Annotated in this window: 24 protein-coding genes; 14 read left to right on the top strand and 10 right to left on the bottom strand. The window is 70.9% G+C overall.

The window, feature by feature from the left end; translation table 11 throughout:
* Nucleotides 1-4: 4 nt before the first annotated feature.
* Nucleotides 5-778: an anti-sigma factor domain-containing protein gene (locus tag ACFYP5_RS14345; RefSeq protein ID WP_389034956.1), complete on the bottom strand. Its 774-nt coding sequence runs from the start codon at nt 776-778 to the stop codon at nt 5-7.
* Nucleotides 775-1,359, bottom strand: coding sequence for a sigma-70 family RNA polymerase sigma factor (locus ACFYP5_RS14340; protein ID WP_389034954.1), 585 nt, complete (start codon nt 1,357-1,359; stop codon nt 775-777). Before ACFYP5_RS14340 ends, ACFYP5_RS14345 begins: the two co-directional genes overlap by 4 nt.
* A 190-nt stretch (nt 1,360-1,549) precedes the next feature.
* Here ACFYP5_RS14340 and ACFYP5_RS14335 point away from each other — a divergent pair, with 190 nt between their 5' ends.
* The 3 genes from ACFYP5_RS14335 (at nt 1,550) to ACFYP5_RS14325 (ending at nt 4,235) form a co-directional block, all read left to right on the top strand.
* Nucleotides 1,550-2,206 (top strand): PadR family transcriptional regulator, encoded by a 657-nt coding sequence (locus ACFYP5_RS14335; RefSeq protein ID WP_389035335.1) that lies wholly within the window; start codon nt 1,550-1,552, stop codon nt 2,204-2,206.
* A 239-nt stretch (nt 2,207-2,445) separates the two neighbouring features.
* A complete protein-coding gene (locus ACFYP5_RS14330) occupies nt 2,446-3,459 on the top strand; it encodes an ATP-binding cassette domain-containing protein (protein ID WP_389034951.1) in 1,014 nt (337 codons plus the stop codon).
* Nucleotides 3,456-4,235, top strand: coding sequence for an ABC transporter permease (locus ACFYP5_RS14325; protein WP_389034948.1), 780 nt, complete (start codon nt 3,456-3,458; stop codon nt 4,233-4,235). Before ACFYP5_RS14330 ends, ACFYP5_RS14325 begins: the two co-directional genes overlap by 4 nt.
* Nucleotides 4,236-4,255: 20 nt before the next feature.
* On the opposite strand, the gene ACFYP5_RS14320 is transcribed toward ACFYP5_RS14325, so the two are convergent.
* A complete protein-coding gene (locus ACFYP5_RS14320) occupies nt 4,256-4,726 on the bottom strand; it encodes an ABA4-like family protein (protein WP_389034946.1) in 471 nt (156 codons plus the stop codon).
* Entirely contained in the window at nt 4,723-5,634 is a 912-nt protein-coding gene (locus ACFYP5_RS14315) for a hypothetical protein (RefSeq protein ID WP_389035332.1), read from the bottom strand. The genes ACFYP5_RS14320 and ACFYP5_RS14315 overlap by 4 nt, the downstream gene beginning before the upstream one ends.
* Before the next feature lie 168 nt (nt 5,635-5,802).
* Here ACFYP5_RS14315 and ACFYP5_RS14310 point away from each other — a divergent pair, with 168 nt between their 5' ends.
* Nucleotides 5,803-6,459, top strand: coding sequence for a MerR family transcriptional regulator (locus tag ACFYP5_RS14310; RefSeq protein ID WP_389034944.1), 657 nt, complete (start codon nt 5,803-5,805; stop codon nt 6,457-6,459).
* Between the two features lie 126 nt (nt 6,460-6,585).
* On the opposite strand, the gene ACFYP5_RS14305 is transcribed toward ACFYP5_RS14310, so the two are convergent.
* Nucleotides 6,586-7,428, bottom strand: coding sequence for a siderophore-interacting protein (locus ACFYP5_RS14305; RefSeq protein ID WP_389034942.1), 843 nt, complete (start codon nt 7,426-7,428; stop codon nt 6,586-6,588).
* 46 nt (nt 7,429-7,474) lie between these two features.
* Entirely contained in the window at nt 7,475-8,383 is a 909-nt protein-coding gene (locus ACFYP5_RS14300) for a 5'-3' exonuclease H3TH domain-containing protein (protein ID WP_389035330.1), read from the bottom strand.
* Nucleotides 8,384-8,670: 287 nt separating this feature from the next.
* On the opposite strand from ACFYP5_RS14300, the gene ACFYP5_RS14295 reads away from it, so the two are divergent.
* The 4 genes from ACFYP5_RS14295 (at nt 8,671) to ACFYP5_RS14280 (ending at nt 13,804) form a co-directional block, all read left to right on the top strand.
* Nucleotides 8,671-9,738: a glycine betaine/L-proline ABC transporter ATP-binding protein gene (locus tag ACFYP5_RS14295; protein ID WP_389034939.1), complete on the top strand. Its 1,068-nt coding sequence runs from the start codon at nt 8,671-8,673 to the stop codon at nt 9,736-9,738.
* Nucleotides 9,731-12,358 carry an ABC transporter permease/substrate binding protein gene (locus ACFYP5_RS14290; protein ID WP_389034937.1) on the top strand — a complete coding sequence of 876 codons (2,628 nt, stop codon included), beginning with the start codon at nt 9,731-9,733 and terminating at the stop codon, nt 12,356-12,358. Before ACFYP5_RS14295 ends, ACFYP5_RS14290 begins: the two co-directional genes overlap by 8 nt.
* 153 nt (nt 12,359-12,511) lie before the next feature.
* Nucleotides 12,512-13,057 (top strand): helix-turn-helix domain-containing protein, encoded by a 546-nt coding sequence (locus ACFYP5_RS14285; protein ID WP_389034933.1) that lies wholly within the window; start codon nt 12,512-12,514, stop codon nt 13,055-13,057.
* Nucleotides 13,058-13,063: 6 nt separating this feature from the next.
* Nucleotides 13,064-13,804: a helical backbone metal receptor gene (locus ACFYP5_RS14280; protein ID WP_389034930.1), complete on the top strand. Its 741-nt coding sequence runs from the start codon at nt 13,064-13,066 to the stop codon at nt 13,802-13,804.
* On the opposite strand, the gene ACFYP5_RS14275 is transcribed toward ACFYP5_RS14280, so the two are convergent.
* Nucleotides 13,743-14,897, bottom strand: a complete 1,155-nt coding sequence (locus ACFYP5_RS14275; RefSeq protein WP_389034928.1) for a TDT family transporter — start codon at nt 14,895-14,897, stop codon at nt 13,743-13,745. The two genes, ACFYP5_RS14280 and ACFYP5_RS14275, sit on opposite strands and share 62 nt — an antisense overlap.
* A gap of 70 nt (nt 14,898-14,967) precedes the next feature.
* On the opposite strand from ACFYP5_RS14275, the gene ACFYP5_RS14270 reads away from it, so the two are divergent.
* Both ACFYP5_RS14270 and ACFYP5_RS14265 read left to right on the top strand, forming a co-directional pair.
* Nucleotides 14,968-15,909, top strand: coding sequence for a LysR family transcriptional regulator (locus ACFYP5_RS14270; protein ID WP_389034925.1), 942 nt, complete (start codon nt 14,968-14,970; stop codon nt 15,907-15,909).
* An 89-nt stretch (nt 15,910-15,998) separates the two neighbouring features.
* A complete protein-coding gene (locus ACFYP5_RS14265; protein ID WP_389034922.1) occupies nt 15,999-16,967 on the top strand; it encodes an aminoglycoside phosphotransferase family protein in 969 nt (322 codons plus the stop codon).
* Between the two features lie 18 nt (nt 16,968-16,985).
* Here the strand turns inward: ACFYP5_RS14265 and ACFYP5_RS14260 are convergent, their stop codons facing one another.
* Both ACFYP5_RS14260 and ACFYP5_RS14255 read right to left on the bottom strand, forming a co-directional pair.
* Nucleotides 16,986-17,681, bottom strand: coding sequence for a gamma-glutamyl-gamma-aminobutyrate hydrolase family protein (locus ACFYP5_RS14260; protein ID WP_389034919.1), 696 nt, complete (start codon nt 17,679-17,681; stop codon nt 16,986-16,988).
* Nucleotides 17,682-17,772: 91 nt separating this feature from the next.
* Complete coding sequence (locus tag ACFYP5_RS14255; RefSeq protein ID WP_389034916.1) at nt 17,773-18,516, bottom strand: FadR/GntR family transcriptional regulator; 744 nt, start codon at nt 18,514-18,516, stop codon at nt 17,773-17,775.
* Nucleotides 18,517-18,591: 75 nt separating this feature from the next.
* Here ACFYP5_RS14255 and ACFYP5_RS14250 point away from each other — a divergent pair, with 75 nt between their 5' ends.
* From ACFYP5_RS14250 to ACFYP5_RS14235, 4 genes are all read left to right on the top strand, one after another.
* Entirely contained in the window at nt 18,592-19,953 is a 1,362-nt protein-coding gene (locus ACFYP5_RS14250; protein ID WP_389034913.1) for a glutamine synthetase family protein, read from the top strand.
* A gap of 8 nt (nt 19,954-19,961) precedes the next feature.
* A complete protein-coding gene (locus tag ACFYP5_RS14245; RefSeq protein ID WP_389034909.1) occupies nt 19,962-21,326 on the top strand; it encodes an aldehyde dehydrogenase family protein in 1,365 nt (454 codons plus the stop codon).
* A 6-nt stretch (nt 21,327-21,332) separates the two neighbouring features.
* Nucleotides 21,333-22,121 (top strand): 3-oxoacyl-ACP reductase, encoded by a 789-nt coding sequence (locus tag ACFYP5_RS14240; RefSeq protein WP_389034906.1) that lies wholly within the window; start codon nt 21,333-21,335, stop codon nt 22,119-22,121.
* Nucleotides 22,122-22,220: 99 nt separating this feature from the next.
* A complete protein-coding gene (locus tag ACFYP5_RS14235) occupies nt 22,221-23,132 on the top strand; it encodes a DUF2510 domain-containing protein (protein ID WP_389034903.1) in 912 nt (303 codons plus the stop codon).
* Nucleotides 23,133-23,163: 31 nt separating this feature from the next.
* Here the strand turns inward: ACFYP5_RS14235 and ACFYP5_RS14230 are convergent, their stop codons facing one another.
* Nucleotides 23,164-24,366, bottom strand: a complete 1,203-nt coding sequence (locus tag ACFYP5_RS14230) for an amino acid deaminase/aldolase (RefSeq protein WP_389034901.1) — start codon at nt 24,364-24,366, stop codon at nt 23,164-23,166.
* Nucleotides 24,367-24,395 lie beyond the last annotated feature (29 nt).

Raw genomic sequence — 24,395 nt, 5'->3', positions numbered from 1 at the left:
CCCTTCATACGGTCGGGAAGGTCAGCAGCGCCAGCGGCGCGGACGTCGGCTGCGCGGAGCCGCCGGCCGGCTCGACGGTGATCCCTATGCCCGATGCCCCGTCGACCGGTCCGTCCAGCAGCACGGTGTCGCTCGTCGCGACCCGGTTCATCAGCCCCGCGGACCGCATGGTCCCGCCGTCGTCGAACCACAACTGGTACACCTTGCCACTGGGGGGAGGCGCCATCCCCGAGGCCACGAAGACGGCCCTGTTCTCGCTCTGCGAGACCACGACGGTGCCCTTCGCCCCGTCCTTCAGCGCGCCGGACCTCGTCCTCGCGTCCGGCGCCGCGAGGACCTGCGCCACCCGCTCGCTCTGCTGCTGCGCCCGGTGCGCCTCCTGCTGTGCGTTCCGGGCGACCTGGTTCTGCCACACCGCGATCCCGCCGAACCCGGCAGCGGCGGCCAGAGCCGCGGCGAGCGCGAACTTCGGCCAGCGGCGCGCCCGTTGGGCGGGGAGGGCCGAGCGGGAGCCCCGGTCGTGCGACGGGGATTCCTGGCGTACGGTGGCGATCTCCCGCAGCACCCGGTCGCGCAGCTCGCGCGGCGCGGCCGCGGACACCGCGAGCCCGAGCCGGGTGGCGGTCTCGGACAGCTCCCGCACCTCCACGGCGCAGGCCTCGCAGTCGCCGAGATGGCGTTCGAACTCCCCGCGCTCCGCGTCCGGCAGCGCGTGAAGGGCGTACGCCCCGGTCAGCGTGTGCAGTTCGGCCCCGCTCCTGCGATCCACCTTGCTCATGCGCTCACCCCGAGGCAGTCGCGCAGCCGGATCAGCCCGTCGCGCAGTCGTGTCTTGATCGTCCCGAGCGGTACGGCGAGGAGTTCCGCCACTTCGCGGTAGGTCAGACCGCGGTAGTAGGCCAGTGTGACGGACTGCTGTTGCAGCTCGGTCAGGGTCCGCAGGCAGCGGCGTACCTGCTCCCGCTCCAGCCGGCTCTCGACCTGCTCGGCGACCTCGTCGAACTCGGGCGTACGGTCCAGCAGCGCCGCCCGGTGCTCACGGGCCGTCGTCGCCTCGACGGAGCGCACCCGGTCCACCGCCCGGCGATGGGCCAGGGTCAGTACCCAGTTCATGGCGCTGCCGCGGGAAGCCTGGAAGCGCGGGGCGGTCCGCCACACCTCGACCAGCACCTCCTGCGCCACCTCCTCCGACTGCGCGGGGTCGCGCAGCACACTCCGTACCAGACCGAGGACCGGGCCGCAGACCGCGTCGTACACCCTGGCGAATGCATCCTGGTCGCCCCGGGCCACCAGCTCCAGGAGCTCCTGGAGATCGGGCCCCGCCGATGGCGCTCCGCTGATGTGCACGGCTACTTTCACGCGGGCTTCCTCCCAGGATGCGCATCGGTTCCGTGGGGTGATTCGGAGCCGACGGCAGCGCGGATTGGTCAGTGCGGAGAATCTTTCCACGCCGCCTCGAATTCGCGATACATCGTGGTTGACGTGTCATGACACTCGCGATATGTTCGTCCACGAGTATTCGATGGCGGAGTAAAGGGTGGTGGGGGTGGTGGCCAAACGGCGCAAGCTCACCAATCCACTGGCGCTGACGGTGATGGTGCTGCTCGCGGAGCGGTCCATGCATCCGTACGAGATCGCCCAGACGCTTCGCCGACGCGGCAAGGAACACAGCGTCAAGATCAATTTCGGCTCGCTGTACACCGTCGTCCAGAACCTGGAGAAGCACGGTTACGTCGAGGTGGCCGGTGTGCAGCGCCAGGGCAACCGCCCCGAGCGCACGCTCTACGGCCTCACCGAGGCGGGGCGCGTCGAAATGATCGACTGGCTCTCCGATCTGCTGGCCGCGCCGGCTGCCGAGTACCCGGTCTTCGGGACCGCGCTCTCGCTGCTGCCGGTGCTGCCGCCGGAGGACGTGTCGGAGCTGCTGGAGACCCGGGAGGCGGCACTGGAGCTCCAGTCCGCGTCGCTCCGGGGTGTCCTCGGTCAGTTGACGGGGAAGCTGCCCCGGGTGTTCGTCGTGGAGACCGAGTACCAGCTCCACATGATCGACGCACAGCTGGAGTGGATCAAGAAATTCCGCACAGAACTCGCCGACGCCACGATCAGCGGTATCGAGGAGTGGAAGTCCTTCCACGAGACCGGTGAAGTGCCGCAGGACTGGCAGGACCTGGACGAACAGGAGATCGTCCTCGACCCGGAGCGGTAGCGCGACGAGGACCGCACGAGCACAGGAGCACTACCGGAGAAGAAGTACCGGAGACGAAGAAGGACCCTGGCAGGGGACTGTTGGAGCAGCGCCCGCCAGGGTCTCGAACCCCGGACCGGTCACGCCGTGAGGGCGAGCCAGGCGATCGAGGTGCGGCACACCCAGGATAGCCCGGCTCCTTTCGACGCGGATCGGCTCGGCATGCCCGAACACCCCGCTGACCACAGGAGAGCTCTGCCATGAGCACCCGTGCGCCCGCAGTAGAGGCGCGACAACTGATCAAGACCTATCCCGGCGATGTCACCGCACTGAACGGTATGGACCTCACCGTCGGTGCCGGCACGGTCTTCGGACTCCTCGGCCCCAACGGCGCCGGAAAGTCCACCACCGTGAAGATCCTCACCACCCTCGCCCGCCCGGACTCCGGCGCCGCGACGGTCGCCGGACACGACGTCCTGCGCCACCCCGACCGGGTCCGCCGCGCGATAGGTGTCGTCGCTCAGAAGTCCGGCGCCGACCCCGTCGCCACCGGCCGGGAGAACCTGGTGCTGCAGGGCAGGCTCTACGGGATGCGGGGCGCTGCGATCCAGCGCCGCGCCGATGAGCTCCTGGACCGCTTCGATCTCGCCGACGCCGCCAAGCGCCAGGTCAAGGGGTACTCCGGCGGTATGCAGCGCCGCCTCGACGTGGCGCTCGGTCTGGTCCACCGGCCCGAGGTGCTCTTCCTCGACGAGCCCACCACCGGACTCGACCCCGAGGCCCGGACGGCCATGTGGGACGAGATCTCCCGGCTGGCCGGCGACGAGGGGCTCACGATCGTGCTCACCACGCACTACCTGGAGGAGGCCGACCGGCTGGCCGAACGCATCGCGATCGTGGACCGCGGCCGGATCGTCGTCGAGGGCACCCCCGACGAGCTCAAGGGTGAACTCCGCGGCGACGCGGTCCACATGGAGCTGCGCGCCGACGGCGACCGTACGGCGATCAACGCCGCCCTCACCGCAGTCCCCGGGGTGTACGAGGTGCAGGCCGACGGCCGCCGGGTGAGCGTCCGCGCCGAGGACGGCGCCGCCGCCGTCCCTGTGCTGCTCACCGCCCTGGAGCAGGCCGGTGCGTCGGTCGCCGCCGCCACCGTCGCCCGCCCCTCCCTCGACGACGTCTATCTGCGCTACGCCGGACGCCGCTTCTCCGAGGCCGAGGCCGCAGATGACGGGCTAGCCCCCGCTCCCGTCGCCGCAGGAGGCCCCCGATGAGCAGCCAGACCCTCGCCCAGACCTGGTACATGACCCAGCGGCAGCTGATGGCGATCATCAGGCAGCCGGTCTTCCTGGCGATCTCCCTGATCCAGCCGGTGATCTGGCTGTTCCTGTTCGGCAACCTCTTCAAGAAGGTCGTCGAGCTCGGCGGCTTCGGGACCACGTCCTATCTGGACTACCTGATCCCGGGCATCGTGGTGATGAGCGCCCTCGGATCGAGCATGTGGGCCGGGATGGGAACCCTGGAGGAGATCGAACGGGGCACGCTCAACCGATTCCTGACCACCCCGGTCAGCCGGAACGCGCTGATGAACGCCAACGTCGTGCAGAACGGCATCAGTACCGCCGTGCAGTCGGTGATCATCGTGCTGCTCGGCTGGGCCGCCGGTGCCACCTACCCGGGCGGGGCGGGCGGACTGCTGATCCTTCTCGTCGCGTCGATCCTGCTCGGTACGGTCTTCGGCGCGCTCTCCAACGCCCTGGGGATGCTGGTCCGCCAGCGTGAGTCGATCATCGGCATCAATACGTTTCTCCTGCTGCCGCTGACCTTCCTCTCGTCCTCTTTCATGGCGTCGAGTCAGATGCCGTCGTGGATGCGGCAGATCGCGGACTTCAACCCGGTCAACTGGGCGATGGTGGCGGGCCGTTCGGCGCTGACCGCCGACCCCGACTGGGGTCTGGTGCTCAGCCGCGGGGGAGCGCTGCTGGTCCTCGCGGTGGCGGCGGTCTGGCTGTCGACCCGCACCTTCCGCTCGTACCAGAAGTCCGTCTGACGGTCAGGAGTGCGCGGGGGTTACGACAGCGCCGAGTCAGGGAGCCGGTCCGGGTGCGTCTGCCCGGGCCGGCTCCGCGGCCTGCGGACGGTGCGCACGACCAGGAAGACGAGCAGGCCGAACGGCGACAGCAGAATCGTCAGCACCAGCAGGGGACTCATCACCAGGGCGGGGATGCCCAGGCGGCGCCCCTCCAGGAACATCCACTGGCCCAGCAGCAGATCCCAGGCGATGACCTGGGCCCAGATCGCCCCCGCACCGTTCGCCAGCGCGGTCAGGTCGCGGAACGTGTCGATGTCGGGACTGAGTACCGCGGACCAGAGTTCGGGAAAGACCGGCACGGCCATGACGAGATGGACGACCAGCACCGGCAGCACGGTGAGCGGTGACGAGGCGAGGCGCGCTGTGGTCCGCCAGTGCGGGGCCAGGATCATCAGCATCCAGAAGGGTGCGGTCAGCCAGAACGAGACTTCGAAGAGTGCGCCGGTCATGCCACGAGCTCCTTCTTGTCGGCATCGGCCTTGCGGGACGGGGGAATCGGCCGCAGTGCCGTGTACGTACCGGCGGCGGTGGCGGCCAGGACAGCGGCCGCGGCGCCGAGCGTCGCGCCGTCCGGATGGATCAGCGGCTGCCCCCGCAGTGCCTGCCAGGCGACGAGGGCGACGACCGCCGCGTACGACCCGGAGGCGACCCGCACCAGACGCAGCCGCACTCGCGGATCACCCAGTCGGGGCAGGCGCGGGGCCAGCGCGGCCAGGGCGAAGACGAAGAGCGGGAGCAGTTGGAGCGCGTGCATCCCGACGAAGTGCGGGATACGCAGATCGCCGCCGGTCGTCGACCAGCCGGTGAGCGGCATCGAGGGGCCGCCGTCCGGTACGCCGACGGAGTGCGCGCCGACCACATCGGCGGTGTCGAGGTTGCCTGCGGCTCGCTGCCCCGGCGTCGGCTGTGTCATCAGGAAGCCGAATCCGGCTCCCACCAGGGCTGTGAGCACACCCGAGCGGATCGCCAGGGCGGCGGCGCGGTCCGGGATACGGGCACGCAGCAGCAGGATCGCGATGACCAGCGTTCCGGTCCAGAGGATGACGACGGTGGCGCCCATCACGGTGAACAGCCGCTCGTCGAAAGGGGTGGCGTGGTTGAAGTGGCTCCGCCTGCCCCGGATCACCTGCCCGGTGATGATCGCCATCTCGACCAGGCCGGAGAGCGCGACCACGGTCCCGGCCACCCAGCCGGCGCGCCGGCCACGGGTGAGCAGGGTCAGCATCCAGGCGAGCGCCAGCGCGTACACCACGAACGAGACCGCGAACTTGAAGGGCTTGAACCAGATTGCCGAGCCCGCGAGGACCCGGTCGTCGACCAGTAGTCCCACCCCGGACACGACGGCCATGACGACCATTGCCGCGGCGAAAAGGACTAAGGGACGGTGCCAGGAACGCCATGACGACATGGATGTACCCCCTGTGACGGTGAAGGATCATTATAGATAGTGGCACTCTCCGCTATCCGATAGTGGAACTATCTATGATGGGTGCGGAGTTGGCAAGAGCGGAAGGAGCAACACGCGGTGCGCATCGGCGAGTTGAGTCGTAGGTCCGGGGTTCCGGTACCGACGATCAAGTTCTATGTACGTGAAGGGCTGCTGCCCGCAGGGCAGTTGACCAGCCCGAATCAGGCGTCGTACGACTCCGGGCACGAGCGCAGGCTGAAGTTGATCCGCGCCCTGCTCGACGTCGGCGGCCTCTCGCTCGCCGCGATCGGGGATGTCCTGCACACGATCGACGACCCCGCGCAGCCGGTGCACAACGTGCTGGGCGCGGCGGCGAAGCGGATCACGGCGCTGGAGGGCGGCGAACCCGGGCCCGAACTGGAGGACGCCCGCGAGGAGGTGGCCGAACTGCTGGTCCGGCGTGGCTGGCGGGCCGACGCGCACAGTCCGGCCGGCGAGACCCTGGCCGGAGTGCTGGTCGCGCTGCGGCGGGCGGGGCACGGGGGGTTCGTCGAACTGCTCGACGACTACGCGGCCGCCGCGGAACCGGTCGCCCGGGCCGACCTCGACTATGTGGGGCGGCGGGTGGCGCGCGAGGACCTGGTGGAGAGTGTGGTCGTCGGTACGGTGCTGGGCGAGGCGATGTTCAGCGCACTGCGCCGGCTCGCGCACGTGGACGCGTCGGCAAGGGCGTACGGCGACGACGGGCCGAGGGAGCCGCACGGCGCCGGCTGACCGGGACACGTACACACGCCCCGGTCACCGTCCGGGAGCCCGCGGCACGCATACGCCCCGGCCGCCGTCCTTCCTGGACGGTGACCGGGGCGTACCTACCCGCAGGGGGCGCCGGGGTGCGGTGCCCTACGCCGCGCGCTCCTGCTCGCGCTCCACCTGCTCGTTCCACTCCCGCTTCACCGAGCGCCAGGTGTCGTCGTTCTGGCCGAGACGCCAGTAGCCGGAGATCGACAGCCGCGACAGCGGGATCTTCCGGTCGAGACGCAGGTGCCGGCGGATCTCCTTCACGAACCCCGCCTCGCCGTGAACGAACGCCTGGACCTCGCCCGCGGGGAAGTCCAACGACTTCACCGCCGCGGTCACGGCCGCGCCGACCGGGCGCTCGCCGCGGTGCAGCCAGGTGAGCTCCACCCCGTCGGCCGTCTCGATCTTTTGCTCCTCGGAGGCGTCCGCCACCTCGATGTACGCGTGCGCCACCGCGCCTGCGGGCATCCGCTCCAGTGCCGCCGCGATCGCCGGCAGGGCGCTCTCGTCACCGGCCAGGAGGTGCCAGTCCGCAGACGCGTCCGGCCCGTACCCGCCCCCGGGGCCCAGGAACGTCACCTGATCGCCCGGAGCCGCCCGGAGCGCCCACGGGCCGGCCAGGCCCTCGTCGCCGTGCACCACGAAGTCGATCGCCAGCTCCCGGGTGACCGGGTCCCAGGAGCGGACCGTGTAGGTGCGGGTGGTGGGCCACAGCTCACGCGGGTACTCGTCGCGGATGCGGGCCACGTCGAACGGGTGCGCATAGTCCGCGCCCTCGGGCGCGAAGCACAGCTTGACGTAGTGGTCGGTGAACCCGGACAGCGCGAAGCCCGCCAGGCCATCGCCACCGAGTACCACGCGCACCATGTGCGGGGTGATCCGCTCGGTACGCAGGACCTGGGCCCCCTGCGCCGTGGGTGCCTGCCGCGCCGGTCGTTCTGTCACGAGGTTCTCCCTGCTCCAAATACTTAGGCTTGCCTAAGTTAGCACCTCACGCCCGGAGGGTGGAGAGCAGGCGCCGCAGGGCGCCGCCCAGGCCCCACTGGTCGGCCAGTGCCTCGAGGGCGGCGGGATCGCGCGGCTCGGCGGGCAGTGCGGGATCGAACTCGGGCAGCGGTACGTCACCGGCGACCCGGACCACCGTCGGTGCGACGGCCACGTAGTCCCGCGCCTCGTCGAGCCGCTTGCGCTGCGAAGGTGTCAGCCTGGACGCGGGATCGTCCACCGCTGCCATGATCCCGGCCAGGTCGCCGAAGGTGTCCAGCAGTTTCGCCGCCGTCTTCTCGCCGATGCCGGGAACCCCCGGCAGCCCGTCGCTCGGGTCGCCGCGCAGCAGCGCCAGATCGGCATAGCCGGAGCCGTCCACCCCGTACTTCTCGCGCAGCCACGCCTCGTCCGTGAGCTGGAGCGACCCGACCCCCTTCAGCGGGTAGAGCACCCGCACCCCGCCAGCGTCGTCGACGAGCTGGTAGAGGTCCCGGTCGCCGGTGACGATGTCCACCGGGCCGGTGGACAGGCCGGTGAGCGTGCCGATCACGTCGTCCGCCTCGTACCCCGTGACACCGATCCGGGCGATGCCGAGCGCATCGAGCACGTCCTCGATGATCGGGACCTGCGAGGCCAGCGTGTCAGGGGTCTCCTCCTCGTCGGGGAGTCCCTCGGCGGTCTCCACGGCGACGCGGTGTGCCTTGTACGACGGGATCAGCTCCACCCGCCAGTGTGGCCGCCAGTCCGCGTCCATGCAGGCCACCAGCTCGTCCGGCCGGTGGTCCTGGACGAGCCGCCCGATGAAGTCGAGCAGTCCGCGCACGGCGTTGACCGGCGTGCCGTCCGGCGCGCGCACCGAATCGGGGACCCCGAAGTAGGCGCGGTAGTAGAGGGAAGCGGTGTCGAGGAGCATCAGGCGTCGCGTCACACCCCGATCATGCCGCACCCCACTGACACCGGCCCGGAAGTGAACTGGGTCACTCTTCTGTTTGGTCCGGGTAAGTGTGGGCAGGCGCGCCACCGGAGCGGATCACGTCGCAATTGCAACTCCAGCGCGTGTCAAGCGGGCCGAACCCGCGCCGCTCCACGGTCTGCCGGAGGGGGTGGCAGACCGTTTTCGGTTCAACGCGTGAGGTGTATGTGTCAAGGCTGCAAGCCGAACACTTGTACAAGGTGTTCGGCAGACGACCCGATCAAGCCGTGCAGAAGCTCGAGAGCGGCACGGACCGCGACGAGCTGCGCGCCGACGGAACGACCGCAGCGGTGATCGACGCCTCGTTCACCGTCGAACCGGGACAGATCTTCGTCGTGATGGGTCTGTCCGGATCCGGCAAGTCCACGTTGCTGCGGATGCTCAACGGCCTGCTGGATCCCACGGCCGGACGCGTGCTGTTCGACGGCCAGGACCTGACCGCCCTGAGCCCGCGCGAACTGCGCACCGTTCGCTCCTCCAAGATCAGCATGGTCTTCCAGCACTTCGCTCTCTTCCCGCACCGGAGCGTCCTGGAGAACGCCGGGTACGGCCTCGAGGTGCAGGGTGTGCCGCGCGCCGAGCGTGAGAAGCGCGCTGCCGAGGCGCTGGAGCTGACCGGCCTCGCCGGCTGGGAGAAGTCCTGGCCCGACGAGTTGTCCGGCGGCATGCAGCAGCGCGTCGGCCTGGCCCGTGCCCTCGCCACCGACGCCGATCTGCTGCTGATGGACGAGTCCTTCAGCGCGCTCGACCCGCTGATCCGCCGCGACATGCAGGACCAGCTGCTCGAACTCCAGAAGAGGCTCAAGAAGACCATCGTCTTCATCACCCACGACCTGAACGAGGCCATGCGCCTCGGTGACCGGATCGCGGTGATGCGGGACGGAAAGATCGTTCAGCTCGGGACGGCCGAGGACATCCTCGTCACCCCGGCCAACGACTACGTCGCCTCCTTCACCCAGGACGTCGACCGCGCCCGGGTGCTGACCGCGGGCGCCATCATGGCCGAGCCGTACACCGTCCTGGGCACCGAGGCGGACGACGGCACGGAACTCCGTACGCCCGCCGACATCCTCCGGTCGGCGCCGGCCACGGTCTCCGAGTCCACCCCGATCATCGAGCTGTTCACGCCCTGCTCGCGCAGCGGGGTCGCCGTTGCCGTGACCGGCGCCGACGGTGAGCTCGTGGGGGTCGTGCCCCGGTCCCGGCTGCTCGCCGTCCTCGGCGAGCCGATGAGCCCCACCGAGGTCCCGCAGGACGCCGCCACCACCGAGAAGAAGGTGGCCGCCGATGTTTAGGATCCCGCTCGGTGAATGGGTGGACACCGCGGTCGACTGGCTGCAGACCCACCTGGCCTGGCTGTTCGACGCGATCAGCTCGGTCGTCAGCGGCATGTTCGACGGCATAGCCGCCGTACTCTCCGCCCCCGCCCCGCTGCTCTTCGCGGGCATCCTCGCCGTCATAGCCTGGTGGCTGCGCGGTCTGCTCCCGGGTGTGCTGGCCTTCGTGGGCTTCGCGCTCATCGACTCCGTCGAGCTGTGGGACGAGGCGATGGACACCCTCACCCTGGTGCTCGTCGCCACCATCGTCACGCTGGTGCTGGCCGTGCCGCTGGGTATCTGGGCCGCCCGCTCGAAGGCCGTGTCCGCGGTGACCCGGCCGGTGCTCGACTTCATGCAGACCATGCCCGCCATGGTCTACCTGATCCCCGGCGTCATCTTCTTCGGTGTCGGCGTGGTGCCCGGCATCATCGCCACGATCATCTTCGCGCTGCCCCCGGGCGTCCGGATGACCGAGCTCGGCATCCGTCAGGTCGACGGTGAGCTCGTGGAGGCGGCCGAGGCCTTCGGCACCACCTCGCGCAACACCCTGCTGCGGGTCCAGCTGCCGCTGGCACTGCCCACGATCATGGCGGGCATCAACCAGGTCATCATGCTGGGCCTGTCCATGGTGGTCATCGCCGGCATGGTCGGCGGCGGCGGCCTCGGCGGTTCCGTCTACCGTGCCATCGGCAACGTCGACGTCGGCCTCGGCTTCGAGGCGGGCGTCTCCATCGTCATCCTGGCGATGTACCTGGACCGGATGACCGGCGCGCTCGGCCGCGAGGTCTCCCCGCTGGCCCGTCGCGCGCTCGCCAGGGCCCAGTCGATGGCCGGCGGACTGAAGATCTGGAACCACCGGCCGCAGCCCGCCGTCGCGGTCGTCGGCGTCGTCGTCCTGGCCCTCGTCGCAGGCGGCATGGGCATGTTCGGTGCGTCGAAGTCGGAGACCGGCAACGTCACCGACGCCGCGAACATCGGCAAGGGCAAGAAGATCAGCATGGGATACATCCCGTGGGACGAGGGCATCGCCTCCACCTTCCTGTGGAAGGAGCTGCTGGAACAGCGCGGCTTCGAGGTCGACGTCAAGCAGTACGAGGCCGGCGCGCTCTACACCGGTATGGCCGGCGGCCAGATCGACTTCGAGACCGACTCCTGGCTCCCGGTCACCCATGCGATGTACTGGAAGAAGTACCAGGACCGCCTGGAGGACATGGGCTCCTGGTACGGCCCCACCTCCCTGGAGCTGGCCGTCCCGTCGTACGTGAAGGGCGTCGACTCGCTCGACGACCTCAAGGGCAAGGGATCCGAGTTCAAGGGGCGGGTCGTCGGCATCGAGCCGAGCGCCGGTGAGACGGGCCTGCTCAAGGACAAGATCCTGCCGGGCTACGGCCTCGACAAGGAGTACAAGGTCGTCGACGGCTCGACGCCGTCGATGCTCGCCGAGCTGAAGCGCGCGTACGCCAAGAAGGAACCGATCGTCGTCCCGCTGTGGTCGCCGCACTGGGCGTACAACCAGTACGACCTCACCAAGCTCAAGGACCCCAAGAACCTCTGGGGCAAGGGCGACGGCATCCACACGCTGACCCGTAAGGGCTTCGCCGACGACAACCCCGAGGTCGGCAAGTGGCTCAAGGACTTCAAGATGAGCGAGGGCCAGCTCACGAGTCTTGAGGCGAAGATCCAGACGACCGGCAAGGGCAAGGAGCAGGACGCCGTCCGCGCCTGGCTGAAGGACAACCCGGATGTCGCCGACAAGTGGACGCCCGTGGCCAAGACGGCGAAGGGCGCGAGCGGCAAGGACGAGCGCGACCGTACCGTCGAGATGGCCTGGTTCCCCTGGGAGGAGGACATCGCCGCCACGTACCTGTGGAAGGCGGTCCTGGAGGACCGCGGCTACAAGATCGACCTGAAGCAGTTCGAGGTCGGTCCGATGTATGCCGCGATGTCCCGAGGCCAGCTTGACGTGCAGTTCGACGGCTGGCTGCCGTACACCCAGAAGAACTACTGGAACAAGTACGGCTCCCGGCTCACCGACCTCGGATCGTGGTACGGGCCGACCTCGCTGGAGATCGCCGTCCCCTCGTACGTCAAGGGCATCGAGTCGTACAAGGACCTCAAGGGCCGCGGTGACGAGTTCAAGAACCGCATCATCGGCATCGAGCCCGGCACCGCCACCATGGCCAACCTGAAGAACAACGTGCTGCCCGCCTACGGCCTGGACAAGGAGTACAAGGTCGTCGACAGCTCGACGCCCTCGATGCTCGCCGAGCTGAAGCGCGCGTACGCCAAGAAGGAGCCGATCGCGGTTCTGCTCTGGACGCCGCACTGGGCGTACAACCAGTACGACCTCACCAAGCTGAAGGACCCCAAGAAGGCCTTCGGCAACGGCGACACCATCCGTACGATCGCGAGCAAGGACTTTCCGAAGAACTATCCGCAGCTCACCAAGTGGTTCAAGAACTTCAAGCTCAGCGAGCAGCAGCTGGCCGGCCTGGAGAACGAGATCCAGAAGCGCGGGACGGGACACGAGGAAGAAGCCGTGAAGGCCTGGATGGACAAGAATCCGGGCATCGCGGACAAGATGGCTCCCCAGTAGCAGGAGCTCGACACAGCCGGAAGGGGTGGGTGCCGCCGATGGGCGGACCCACCCCTTCCGGCTGTGTGATGTTCCTTTACCGGCCGTCCTTGCGTAACCGTGTGCGTAAGGTGCTGGCAGCCGGAAGGATGACGAGTCGGGAGGGAGCCGGACATGGACGACAAGGAAACACTCCGCGTGGGTGCCGCGGTCCGCCGACGGCGCAGATCTCTGGGGCTCACACTGGCCGCGGTCGCCACCCGCAGCGGCCTGTCCGTGCCGTTCCTCAGCCAGATCGAGAACGAGCGGGCGAGACCCAGCGCCCGGTCGCTGGACCGGGTGGCCGACGCCCTGGAGACCACCACGGCACGGCTTCGCGCCGCCGCCGATTCGGCGCGCGCCGTCGAGCTGGTCCGGGCGGGCACGGGCGACGGGGCGCGCAGAGTGGTGCGGGGGCGGCATCAGCTCAGCGCGCTGGAGTTCACCGGCGAAATGGATCTCGGGCGGGAGTTCCAGCACCGCAACGACGAGGTGATGTACGTCGTGGAGGGCGCCGTCGAGGTGGAGGCGGAGGGGCAGGCGTACCGGCTGGAGCGCGGCGACACCCTGTTCCTGTCGGGCGGTGTACGGCACCGCTGGCGGGCCACGATGCCGGAGACCCGGCTGCTGGTCGTCGCGGTCGCGGAACATGTCGACGCCACGAACGACCCGAGACGCTGAGACCCGGTGTCCGAATCGGTGTCTGTCCCGGCCCCGGCGCTCCGCGTCGTCTCGCTCGTCCCCTCGCTCACCGAAGCCGTCGCCGCCACCGCCCCCGGCCTCCTCGTCGGCGTCACCGACTGGTGCACCCGTCCGGCCGGTCTGGCCGCCGCGCGTATCGGCGGAACCAAGAACCCCGACGTGGCCGCGATCGTCGCGCTCCGCCCGGATCTCGTCGTCGCCAACGAGGAGGAGAACCGCGCACCCGACCTCGCCGCGCTCCGTGCCGCGGGAATCGAGGTCCTCACCACCGAGATCCGCTGCCTCGACCAGGCCTTCGCCGAACTGCACCGGGTCCTGGTGACCGGCTGCGGGCTGGCCAGGCCGCGCTGGCTCGACGAGGCCGAGGCCGCCTGGGCGGCGCTGTTGCCGGCGGACGAGCCGCGCCGCGCGATCGTGCCGATCTGGCGCAGGCCATGGATGGTGCTCGGCCGCGACACGTTCGCGGGCGATCTGCTCGCCCGGCTCGGTGTGCGGAACGTGTACGCCGGTCACGCCGAGCGCTACCCCCGCATCCCGCTCGACGAACTGAACGCGGCGGGCGCGGACCTGGTCGTCCTGCCCGACGAGCCGTACCGCTTCACCGCGGGCGACGGACCCGAGGCCTTCCCCGCGCTGCCCGCCGCACTCGTCGACGGGCGATATCTCACGTGGTACGGGCCGTCACTGGCCGGGGCGCCTGCGGCGCTGCGAGCAGCGCTCCGCTGACCAGCCCGCGCAGCGTCCGCAGCCCGGCGACCGCCCACGCCGACACCAGCAGCACGTACAGCGCGACGGCCAGCCAGGTGAACGCCGTCAGTCCGGTGTGCCGGGCCAGCCCTGCCGCGCCGGTGACACACGTGCCGACCGGGAAGGTGAAGCCCCACCAGGTCATGCTGAACGTCATGCCGCCCCGTAGCGCGCGCACCACCATCGACGCGGCCAGCGCCAGCCACAGCAGCGCGAAGCCCATCACCGGCACCCCGTACAGCACGGCGAACGCCCCGAGCGCGGCGGCGTACGGTTCCCCGATCGCACCCGGCGCCACATCGGCGAGTTGACCGACCGCGGTCGTCGACTGGCCCAGCGGGCCGAGGACCAGGAACAGGGTGGGGGTCAGGGCGAGCGGCAGCGGACCGTGGTGGACCAGCCGCGCGAAGATCAGCGGCAGCATCGTCAGCGTCGCCAGCAGGCTCAGCCCGAACATCGCGTAGCAGGCGAGCAGCATCGCCTCCTGCCACTGGCCGGCGGGCAGCTCCGGCACGATCAGCGGGCCGAGTGCCGCGGAGACCATCGGCGCCACCACGGGCAGCAGCCAGACCGGCGACGCCGTCCCGGGTGCCGGACGGTGGCGTACGACCATCAGATACGGGATGGCGACCGCGACGGCCAGGCCGACCGCCGTGCCCGCGCTGTAGAGCACCACGTCCACGGCGAGGGCGGCCCGATGCCCGACGACATCCCGGCCGACCACCATCGTGGAGCCGCCGACGGCCAGCAGCGCCATCGAGAGGCAGCCGTAGAACGGGGCGACGGCCGGGTCGAGGAGATGGGCGCGGGCCTGGTCGCGGTGGGCGGACCAGTGCCCGACGCGGGCGGCGAGAACCGCCACGAGAAGCAGCGCCGCGAGCGCCCACACCACGGTGCAGGCAGCGCGCAGCCCGGGCACGTGCACGGGCAGCGCCGCACCCGCGCCGGCCACGATCGCGGTGCCCATGACCATCGCGTACCAGTTGGGGCCGATGTACCGCAGATGAGGAAGCCGCACAGCGGCGGAGGACGGGGCGCCCGTCCGGGCGCGGGTCTGCGGGAAGATGGCCATCCCACGATCTTCGTTCCGGGGGCCGTCCCCCACCAGGGAGCTTGTCTCTATGAGGTCATAAGCTGGCTTTATGTCCAGCGACGCACCCGCACCAGCCCTTTTGTCCCACCGGGTCCCCGACCTCGGAGCGCTGGAGCTGCTGCTGGCCGTCGCCCGGCACGGCAGCCTGGGACGGGCGGCACGGGACGTCGGCATCACCCAGCCCGCCGCCAGCAGCCGCATCCGGTCGATGGAGCGACAGCTCGGCGTGGCCCTCCTCGACCGCTCGCCGCGCGGCTCCCGGCTCACCGACGCGGGCGCGCTGGTCACCGACTGGGCGCGCCGGATCGTCGAGGCCGCCGAGGCATTCGATGTGGGCGCGCAGGCGCTGCGCGACCGGCGCGACTCCCGGCTGCGGGTCGCCGCCTCCATGACCATCGCCGAATATCTGCTGCCCGGCTGGCTGATCGCGCTGCGCGCCGCACGTCCGGACACCGCGGTCTCCCTGCTCGCGGGCAACTCGGCGGCGGTCGCGGGGCGCCTGCTCGCCGGGGAGGCCGACCTCGGATTCGTGGAGGGACTGTTCATACCGGAGGGCCTCGACGGCACGGTGATCGCACACGACCGGCTCGTCGTCGTGGTCGCCCCGTCCCATGCGTGGGCAGGCCGCCGCACCCCGCTGACCCCGCAGGAACTCGCCGCGACCCCACTGATCCTGCGCGAGCGCGGCTCCGGTACCCGGCAGGTCCTGGACGCGGCACTCGCCGTGCACGGCGGTGTTGCGCAGCCGCTGCTCGAACTGTCGTCCACGACGGCAGTGAAGGGGGCGGCGGAGAGCGGTGCGGGGCCGTGCGTGCTGAGCGAACTGGCGCTGGGGGAGGAACTGTCCTCGCGGCGGCTGGTGAAGATCCCGGTGGCGGGGGTGCGGCTGAGGCGACAGCTGCGGGCGGTCTGGCCCTCGGGACACCGGCCGGCGGGCCCGGCCCGCGACCTGCTGTCGCTGACGGGCCGATCGAGCCCGCCCGGCGGTTGAGGACACAGGGCCAGGACAGGGACGGAGAGACGCCTCACCCCGGCGAAAATCGGTTGGCCGTCGTGTGCCCGGGGGCCAAGGATGCACAGATGAAAGTGACTGCCCCGCCGGCCGCCGGCGTCCGCCACCACTGGGCCGACCTCCCGGACTCCGTGCGGAGCGCCGTCGAGGACATCCTCGGTGGCCGCGTCGTCCACGCGCACAGCCAGAGCGGCGGGTTCTCACCGGGGGTCGCCGCCCGGGTCCGGCTCGCGGACGGGCGGCGCGCGTTCGTCAAGGCGGTCAGCGCCGAGGCGAACCCGGGCAGCCCGGACCTGCACCGCGCCGAGGCCCGGAACACCGCCGCTCTCCCGCCCGGCGCCCCCGTGCCCCGGCTGCTCGGTTCGTACGACGACGGAACCCGGGTCGCCCTCGTCCTCCAGGACATCGACGGCCGCCAGCCCCGCATCCCCTGGACATCGGCGGAGCTGGACCGGGTCCTGGCAGCGGTCGGCGAGCTGAACCGGACCCTGACCCCGGCCCCGATCGAGGCGCCCGCGGTCGCCGACAGCGAGGCCGAGGCGTTCAGCGGCTGGCGGACCCTGCTTGCCGCGCGTGACTTCGACGGTCTGCCCGGGCGGCTCGACCCGTGGGCCGCACGCCACCTCGACGTACTCGCGGAGCTGGAGTCCGGCTGGGCCGGGGCCGCCACCGGCGACAGCCTCGCCCATGGGGATCTGCGCGCCGACAACATCCTGCTCACCGACGACCGGGTGGTGTTCGTCGACTGGCCGCACGCGCTGCGAGCCGCGCCCTGGTTCGATCTGCTGGTGATGCTGCCGTGCGTGGCGGCCCAGGGCGGCCCCGACCCGGACACCGTGTTCACCACCCACCCCCTGGGGCGCGCCGCCGACCCGGAGGGAGTGAACGCGGTACTTGCCGCGCTCGCCGGCTACTTCGTCGCGCACTCGCTGATGCCGGACCCGCCGGGACTGCCGACCGTGAGGGCGTTCCAGGGCGCGCAGGGGGCGGCGGCGCTGGAATGGCTGCGCGACAGGCTCGGACGGCGCACGCGGTAGCCGCCGGCCGTCGAACGATCAGCCGCGCGCCGCCTCCGTCACCAGCGCCTGCATGACCCGCAGGTCGTCACCCATCTCCGGATGCCACTGCACCCCGAGCGCCCACCGCGCCCCCGGCAGTTCGACCGCCTCCACCGTGCCGTCCGCCGCGTGGGCAGACGCCACGAGTTCCGGTGCGAGGCGGTCCACGGCCTGGTGGTGGTAGGTCGGTACGGCGGACTCCTCGGGCACGATCGATGCGTAGCGCGTCCCCGGCACCGGTGTCACCGGGTGCTCGCCGAGGACCCCGGCCTTCCCGTGCGGGCCGGCATGCCCGTCCAGATGCTGGATGAGGGTGCCGCCGAACGCCACATTCATGAGCTGCATGCCACGGCAGATGCCGAGCACCGGTGTGCCGGACGCCAGGGCGGCATCGAGCAGGGCCAGCTCCCAGGCATCGCGCTCCCGGTTCGGCGGTCCGGTCCTCGGCCCGGGCTCCGCGCCGTACCGCGCGGGCTCGACGTCGGCGCCGCCCGCGATGACGAGACCGTCCAGCCGGGCCACGGCGGCCGCCGCCCGGGCCGGGGCGTCCGGCGACAGGAGAGCGGCGATGCCCCCGGAGCGCTGGACCAGCCGCGGGTAGGCGGACGGGAGCAGGGCGGCGGGCAGTTCCCACACGCCCCAGCGGGCGACGGGCTCCAGATAGGTGGTGACGCCGATGAGCGGTACGGACATGGCGAACCCTCCGGTCGGCCGCCTGCGGGCGGATCCGGTTCAATGGTGATGAGGAATACCTTTGCCTCGGGGTGGGCCGCCGCGCAAGCGGTCAGGCCAGGAATCCGCGCAGCAGCGCCGCCGTACCCGCGCAGTGTTCGCGCATCACGGCGCGCGCCGCTTCCGCGTCGCCGTCGAGCACCGCCTCGACGAGCGCGGTGTGCTGATGCTGCGAGTGCTCCAGGTTCCGCACGAGCAGCGGTATGCAGTCGAGCAGGTCGTTCACGGTGGCCCGGACGGCCGCGTACTGCGCGGACAGGGAAGCGGAGCCGGACAGCTCGGCCAGTGTCAGATGCAGAAGGGTGTCGCGCCTGCGGTAGTCGGGCAGAGGTGCATCGTGTGTCGCCGCCAGAGCCGTACGCAGCCGTTCCGCGCCCTCGTCCGTCAGCCCCTGCGTGGCGCACAGTCCGGCCGCACCGGTCTCCAGCACCTCACGGAAGCGCAGGACGTCCTCGACGTCCACGGCGGCCACCCGGCGGCGCAGCTCGTCCTCGCCGGGGCTGTCGGTGCGGGGGAGCACGAAGGTGCCGCCGTACCTCCCTCGCCTGCTCTCCACCAGACGCTGGTCCTGCAGCACCTTCAGCACCTCGCGCAGCGTGACCCGGCTGATCCCGAGCAGCTCGGCCAGGTCGCGCTCGGCGGGCAGCCGCTCACCGCCGGGCACCAGGCCGAGCCTGACCACCTGGAGGATCTGCTCGAGCGCCTCCTCGAAGCCGTTGCCCGCGCGCACCGGCCGCAGCACGGGTCGCAGTTGCCGCGCGGACCCGTGCCGGCCGGACTCGCTCTCCTGCGCCACGTCCCGACCTCTCTTCCCAACAATGGTTCTTGCCCATACCTTATGACTTCCGGCTGACCGAAGGAGGATCTTCCCGTGGCAGACCGCACACCCCCGTTGGAGGTCGAGGAACTACGGATCCTCGTCGAGAGCGGTGAGATCGACACCGTCGTCCTGGCCTTCCCCGACATGCAGGGACGGCTGCAGGGCAAGCGGTTCGCCGCCCGTTTCTTCCTCGACGAGGTCCTGGAACACGGCACGGAGGGCTGCAACTATCTGCTCGCCGTCGACACCGACATGAACACCGTCGACGGCTACGCCATGTCCTCCTGGGAGCGCGGGTACGGCGACTTCGCCATGCACCCCGACCTCACCACCCTGCGACGCGTCCCATGGAACGACGGCACGGCCATGGTCATCGCCGACCTCGCGTGGGAGGACGGCGCACCCGTCGTCGCCGCGCCCCGCCAGATCCTCCGCCGCCAGCTGGAGCGTCTCGCCGAGCACGGTTTCACCGCGCAGGTCGGCACCGAGCTCGAATTCATCGTCTTCAAGGACACCTACGAGCAGGCGTGGGACCGGAACTACCGCGATCTGACCCCGGCCAACCAGTACAACATCGACTACTCGGTACTCGGCACCGGCCGCATCGAACCCTTGCTCCGTCGCATCCGCAACGAGATGGCGGCCGCGGGCCTGACCGTCGAGTCCGCGAAGGGTGAGTGCAACCCCGGACAGCACGAGATCGTCTTCCGGTACGACGAGGCCCTGGTCACCTGCGACCAGCACGCCGTCTACAAGACCGGCGCCAAGGAGATCGCCGCCCAGGAGGGCGTCGCGCTCACCTTCATGGCCAAGTTCAACGAGCGCGAGGGCAACTCCTGCCACATCCACCTCTCCCTCCAGGACGCGGACGGACGCAACGTCATGGCGGGCGAAGCGGGCGGAATGTCCCCGGTGATGCGCCACTTCCTCGCCGGCCAGCTCGCCGCGCTGCGCGACTTCTCCCTGCTCTACGCGCCGAACATCAACTCGTACAAACGCTTCCAGCCCGGCTCGTTCGCCCCGACCGCGGTCGCCTGGGGTCACGACAACCGCACCTGTTCGCTCCGCGTCGTCGGCCACGGCCGCTCGACCCGGTTCGAGAACCGGCTGCCCGGCGGTGACGTCAACCCGCACCTCGCCGTCGCCGGTCTGATCGCCGCCGGCCTCCACGGCATCGAGCAGAAGCTCGAACTCCCCGAACCCTGCGAGGGCAACGCCTACACCACCGCGTACGACCACGTCCCCACCACACTCCGCGAAGCCGCCGGCCTCTGGGAGAAGAGCGACCTGGCGAAGGCGGCCTTCGGCGACGACGTCGTCGCGCACTACCGCAACATGGCGCGCGTCGAACTCGAAGCGTTCGACGCAGCGGTGACCGACTGGGAGCTCCGCCGCTCCTTCGAACGTCTGTGAGGCACTCCGTGACCACCGAGCACCAGGTACTCAACCCGGCGACCGAAGAAGTCGTCGCGACCGTCCCGGCCACCACCGCGGCCGAGGTCGACACCGCCGTGCGCCGGGCAGCGGCCGCCCAGCGGATCTGGGCGGCGATGGCCCCCGCGGACCGCGCGCGCCTGCTGCGCCGCTTCGCCGCGGCCGTCGACGAACACCGCGAGGAGCTGGCCCGGCTGGAGGTCCGTGAGGCCGGCCACACCCTCGCCAACGCCCGGTGGGAAGCGGGCAACGTCCGCGATCTCCTCGAATTCGCCGCCGGGGGAGTCGAGCGGCTCAGCGGCCGGCAGATCCCGGTCCCCGGCGGCATCGACCTCACCCTGCTCGAACCCCTCGGCGTCGTCGGCGTGATCGCGCCGTGGAACTTCCCCATGCCGATCGCCGCCTGGGGCGTCGCCCCCGCCCTCGCCGCAGGCAACGCCGTCCTCCTCAAACCCGCCGAGACCACCCCGCTCACGGCTCTGCGGCTCGCCCGACTCGCCCTGGACGAGGGCCTTCCCGAGCATCTCTTCCAGGTACTGCCCGGAGCCGGTGCCGAGACGGGCAACGCCCTCGTCGAGCACCCCGGCGTCGCCAAGATCGTCTTCACCGGCTCCACCCGGGTCGGCAAGCAGATCATGGCCAGGTGCGCCGGGCGTGTGAAACGGCTGACCCTCGAACTCGGCGGCAAGAGCCCCAACATCGTCTTCGCCGACGCCGACATCGAGGCCGCCGCGGCCGCCGCACCGATGTCCTTCCTCGACAACGCCGGCCAGGACTGCTGCGCCCGCACCCGCATCCTCGTCCAGCGCTCCGCGTACGACCGCTTCCTCGAACTCCTCGCCCCGGCCGTCGCCTCGGTCGTCGTCGGCGACCCCTCCGACGAGAAGACCCGGATGGGGCCGCTGATCTCCAGGGCCCAGCTGGAACGCGTACGGTCGTACGTCCCCGAGGGCGCGACCGCGATCCGGGGCGGCGCACCCGAGGGCCCCGGGTTCTGGTTCCCGCCGACCGTGCTGACCGACGCCCGCCCGGACTCGCCCGTGGCCACCGAAGAGGTCTTCGGACCGGTCGCCGTCGTCCTGCCCTTCGAGGACGAAGCCGACGCCGTCCGGCTCGCGAACGCGACCGAGTACGGCCTCGCCGGCTCCATCTGGACCCGGGACGTCGGCCGCGCGCTGCGTGTCTCCCAGGCGGTCCAGGCCGGGAACCTGTCCGTCAACTCGCACTCCAGCGTCCGCTACTGGACCCCGTTCGGCGGCTACAAGCAGTCCGGTCTCGGCCGGGAACTGGGCCCCGACGCCCTCACCGCCTTCACCGAAACCAAGAACGTCTTCATCAGTACGGAGGCCTGAACCAGCATGACCACCGACACCGGGAACATCTGCCGCCGCCTGGTCGGCCGCACCGCCGTCATCACCGGCGCCGGCAGCGGCATCGGCCTCGCCACCGCGCGCCGCCTGTCCTCCGAGGGCGCCCACGTCGTCTGCGCGGACATCGACGAGACCGCGGGCAAGGCCGCGGCCGACGAGGCCGGCGGCATCTTCGTACGCACCGACGTCACCGACCCCGAACAGGTCGAGGCGCTCTTCAAAGCCGCGTACGACACCTACGGCTCCGTCGACATCGCCTTCAACAACGCGGGAATCTCGCCGCCCGAGGACGACTCCATCCTGACCACCGGACTGGAGGCCTGGAAGCGCGTCCAGGACGTCAACCTCACCTCCGTCTACCTCTGTTGCAAGGCCGCCCTCCCCTACATGCGGCGCCAGGGCCGCGGCTCGATCATCAACACCGCGTCGTTCGTGGCCATCATGGGCGCGGCCACCAGCCAGATCTCGTACACCGCGTCCAAGGGCGGCGTGCTCGCCATGTCCCGCGAGCTCGGTGTCCAGTTCGCCCGCGAAGGCATCCGGGTCAACGCGCTCTGCCCAGGGCCGGTCAACACCCCGCTGCTCCAGGAGCTGTTCGCCAACGACCCGGAGCGCGCGGCCCGACGGCTGGTGCACATCCCGGTCGGCCGGTTCGCCGAGGCCACCGAGATCGCGGCGGCGGTCGCGTTCCTCGCGAGCGACGACTCCTCGTTCGTGAACGCCACGGACTTCCTTGTCGACGGTGGAATCTCCGGCGCCTACGTCACGCCCGTCTGACCGTCCCCTCGTCACGTGCGTGCTCATGGCTCCCGTGCCCGCCCACGTCGAACCGCCCGCCCCGAGTCCCTGTCGACGACGGAACCCTAGAGTGGAGGCATGAGCGACGCGACACCGCCCGGCTGGTACCCGGACTCCGCGGCCCCGGGCACCGACCGCTGGTGGGACGGCACGGCATGGACCGCTCACACCCGGCCGAACACGCCCGCACCGCAGCAGCCGGTCCCCTCGCCGTACGCAAGCGGAGGAGGCGGCGGCGGGGGCGGCGTCCGGACCGTGGCGATCGCGACGGCGGCCCTGGTCGTCGTCGGCGCGGCCGTCACCGGGGCCGTCCTGCTGGGCAGGGACGACGACGGTACGCAATCCAAGTCGTCCGGGCCGACCCGCTCCGCACCGCTCCCCACCGCCACCACCACGACCGGCGGGGACGGTCCGGCGACGGACCCGACGCTGCTCGTCGACCAGCTCAACGGCATCACCCTGCCCATCCCCGACGGCTGGGAGAAGCCGCAGAGCACCGTCGAGAAGGCGCTCACCATGCGCACGGCCGACTCCTACGCCTGCCCCGGCGACTCCTCCGCCTTCTGCTACCACGGCACGGTGACCACCCGTACGGCGAGCGAGACGGACCTCACCTCCGTCGAGGCCCTGGCCAAGCAGGACATCACCACCGCGGCCGACAAGGCGTACGAGGAGAACATCGTCGGCGACCGGATCCACGGAGGCATCACATCCCATGTGCAGCTGAGAGCCGCATCGGTCAGCGTGGCGGGCCGCACGGGCTACGAGGTGCGCTGGCGTGTCCACACGGCCAAGGGACCCGGCGGCTATGTGCAGTCGCTCGTCTTCCCGTCGACGGTCGGCAGCGAATCGCCGGCCATCGTGCGCTACGCCTTCGACGCGGGACCCGACGGACCGCCGCTCTCCCTCATGGACACCCTCACCCGGGCCATCCGGCCGGTCGACGACAGCGGGACCAGCGGCGGCGTCGGCAGCTCCGTGGCCCCCTGACATCCGGTCAGGAGGTCAGGGAGCCAGAAGGTCAGAGGAACGTCTGCCCCTCGCCGCGGTACGTCGGCACGGTCGCCGTCACCCGGTCGCCCTCGATCAGCTGCAGCTCGTCGAAGCGTTCGCACAGCTCACCGGCCTTCGCGTGCCGGAACCACACCTTGTCGCCGATCAGCAGATCGTCGGCCGGGGCACCGAGCAGCGGTGTCTGCACCTCGCCGGGCCCCTCCTGCGGGTCGTAGCGCAGCCCTTCCGGCAGATACGGAACGGGCAACCGGTCCGCCCCCGCGGCCCCCGACGCCGGGTAGCCGCCACCGAGCACCGTCACCACTCCCACACCGGGCCGCCGCACCACGGGCTGCGCGAACAGCGCCGCCGGGCGGGCCGCGAACGACGTGTAGTTGTCGAACAGCCGCGGTGCGTAGAGCCCCGACCCGGCCGCGATCTCGGTCACCGCCGGCTCCGCCGCCGTGTGCTGCACACTGCCGGTGCCGCCGCCGTTCACGAACTCCAGATCCGGTGCCACCGCCCGCACGGCCCGGACCACCTCCGCCCGCCGGGCCGCCAGCTCCTTGCGGGCCGTCGCCTGCATCAGCCGGATGGCCCTGGAACGCAGCGGCCGGCCGGTGACCGAATCCCCGACCCCGGCGATATGCCCTTCGTAGGCCATCAGGCCGACCAGCCGGAAACCGGGCCTGCGGGCCACCGAGCGGGCCAGCTCCGCGAGCTGGGCGGGGGAGCGCAGCGGCGAACGCAGCGCCCCGATCCTGACCCGGCCGCCGAGCAGCCGCAGCGACGTGTCCAGCTCCAGACAGACCCGGATCTCCTCCTGGCCACCGGCCCGAGCGGCGTCGATCAGCTCCAGCTGCGCATGGTCGTCCACCATCACCGTGACCGCGGCGGCCAGCTTCGGGTCCCCGGCCAGCTCGGCGAAGGCGGACCGGTCGGCCGACGGATAGGCCAGCAGTACGTCGTCGAAACCGGCTCGGGCCAGCCAGAGCGACTCGGCGAGCGTGAACGACATCACCCCGGCGAACCCCGGCCGCGCGAGCACCCGCTCCAGCAGCGTCCGGCAACGCACCGACTTGCTCGCGACCCGGATCGGCTTCCCCGCCGCCCGGCGGACCAGGTCGTCGGCGTTGGCATCGAAGGCATCCAGATCGACCACGGCGATCGGGGCGTCGAGATGTGCGGTGGCCCGGTCGTAACGGGTCCGGTCAGCGGCACGCGCAGTCATGGCGGCAGCTTGCCAGACGCCTCTACCAC

Source organism: Streptomyces sp. NPDC005262, from assembly GCF_042872425.1.
Classification (GTDB): domain Bacteria; phylum Actinomycetota; class Actinomycetes; order Streptomycetales; family Streptomycetaceae; genus Streptomyces.
The sequence above is the reverse complement of the archived record's forward strand: the minus strand, read 5'-3'. Positions and strand labels throughout refer to the sequence as shown.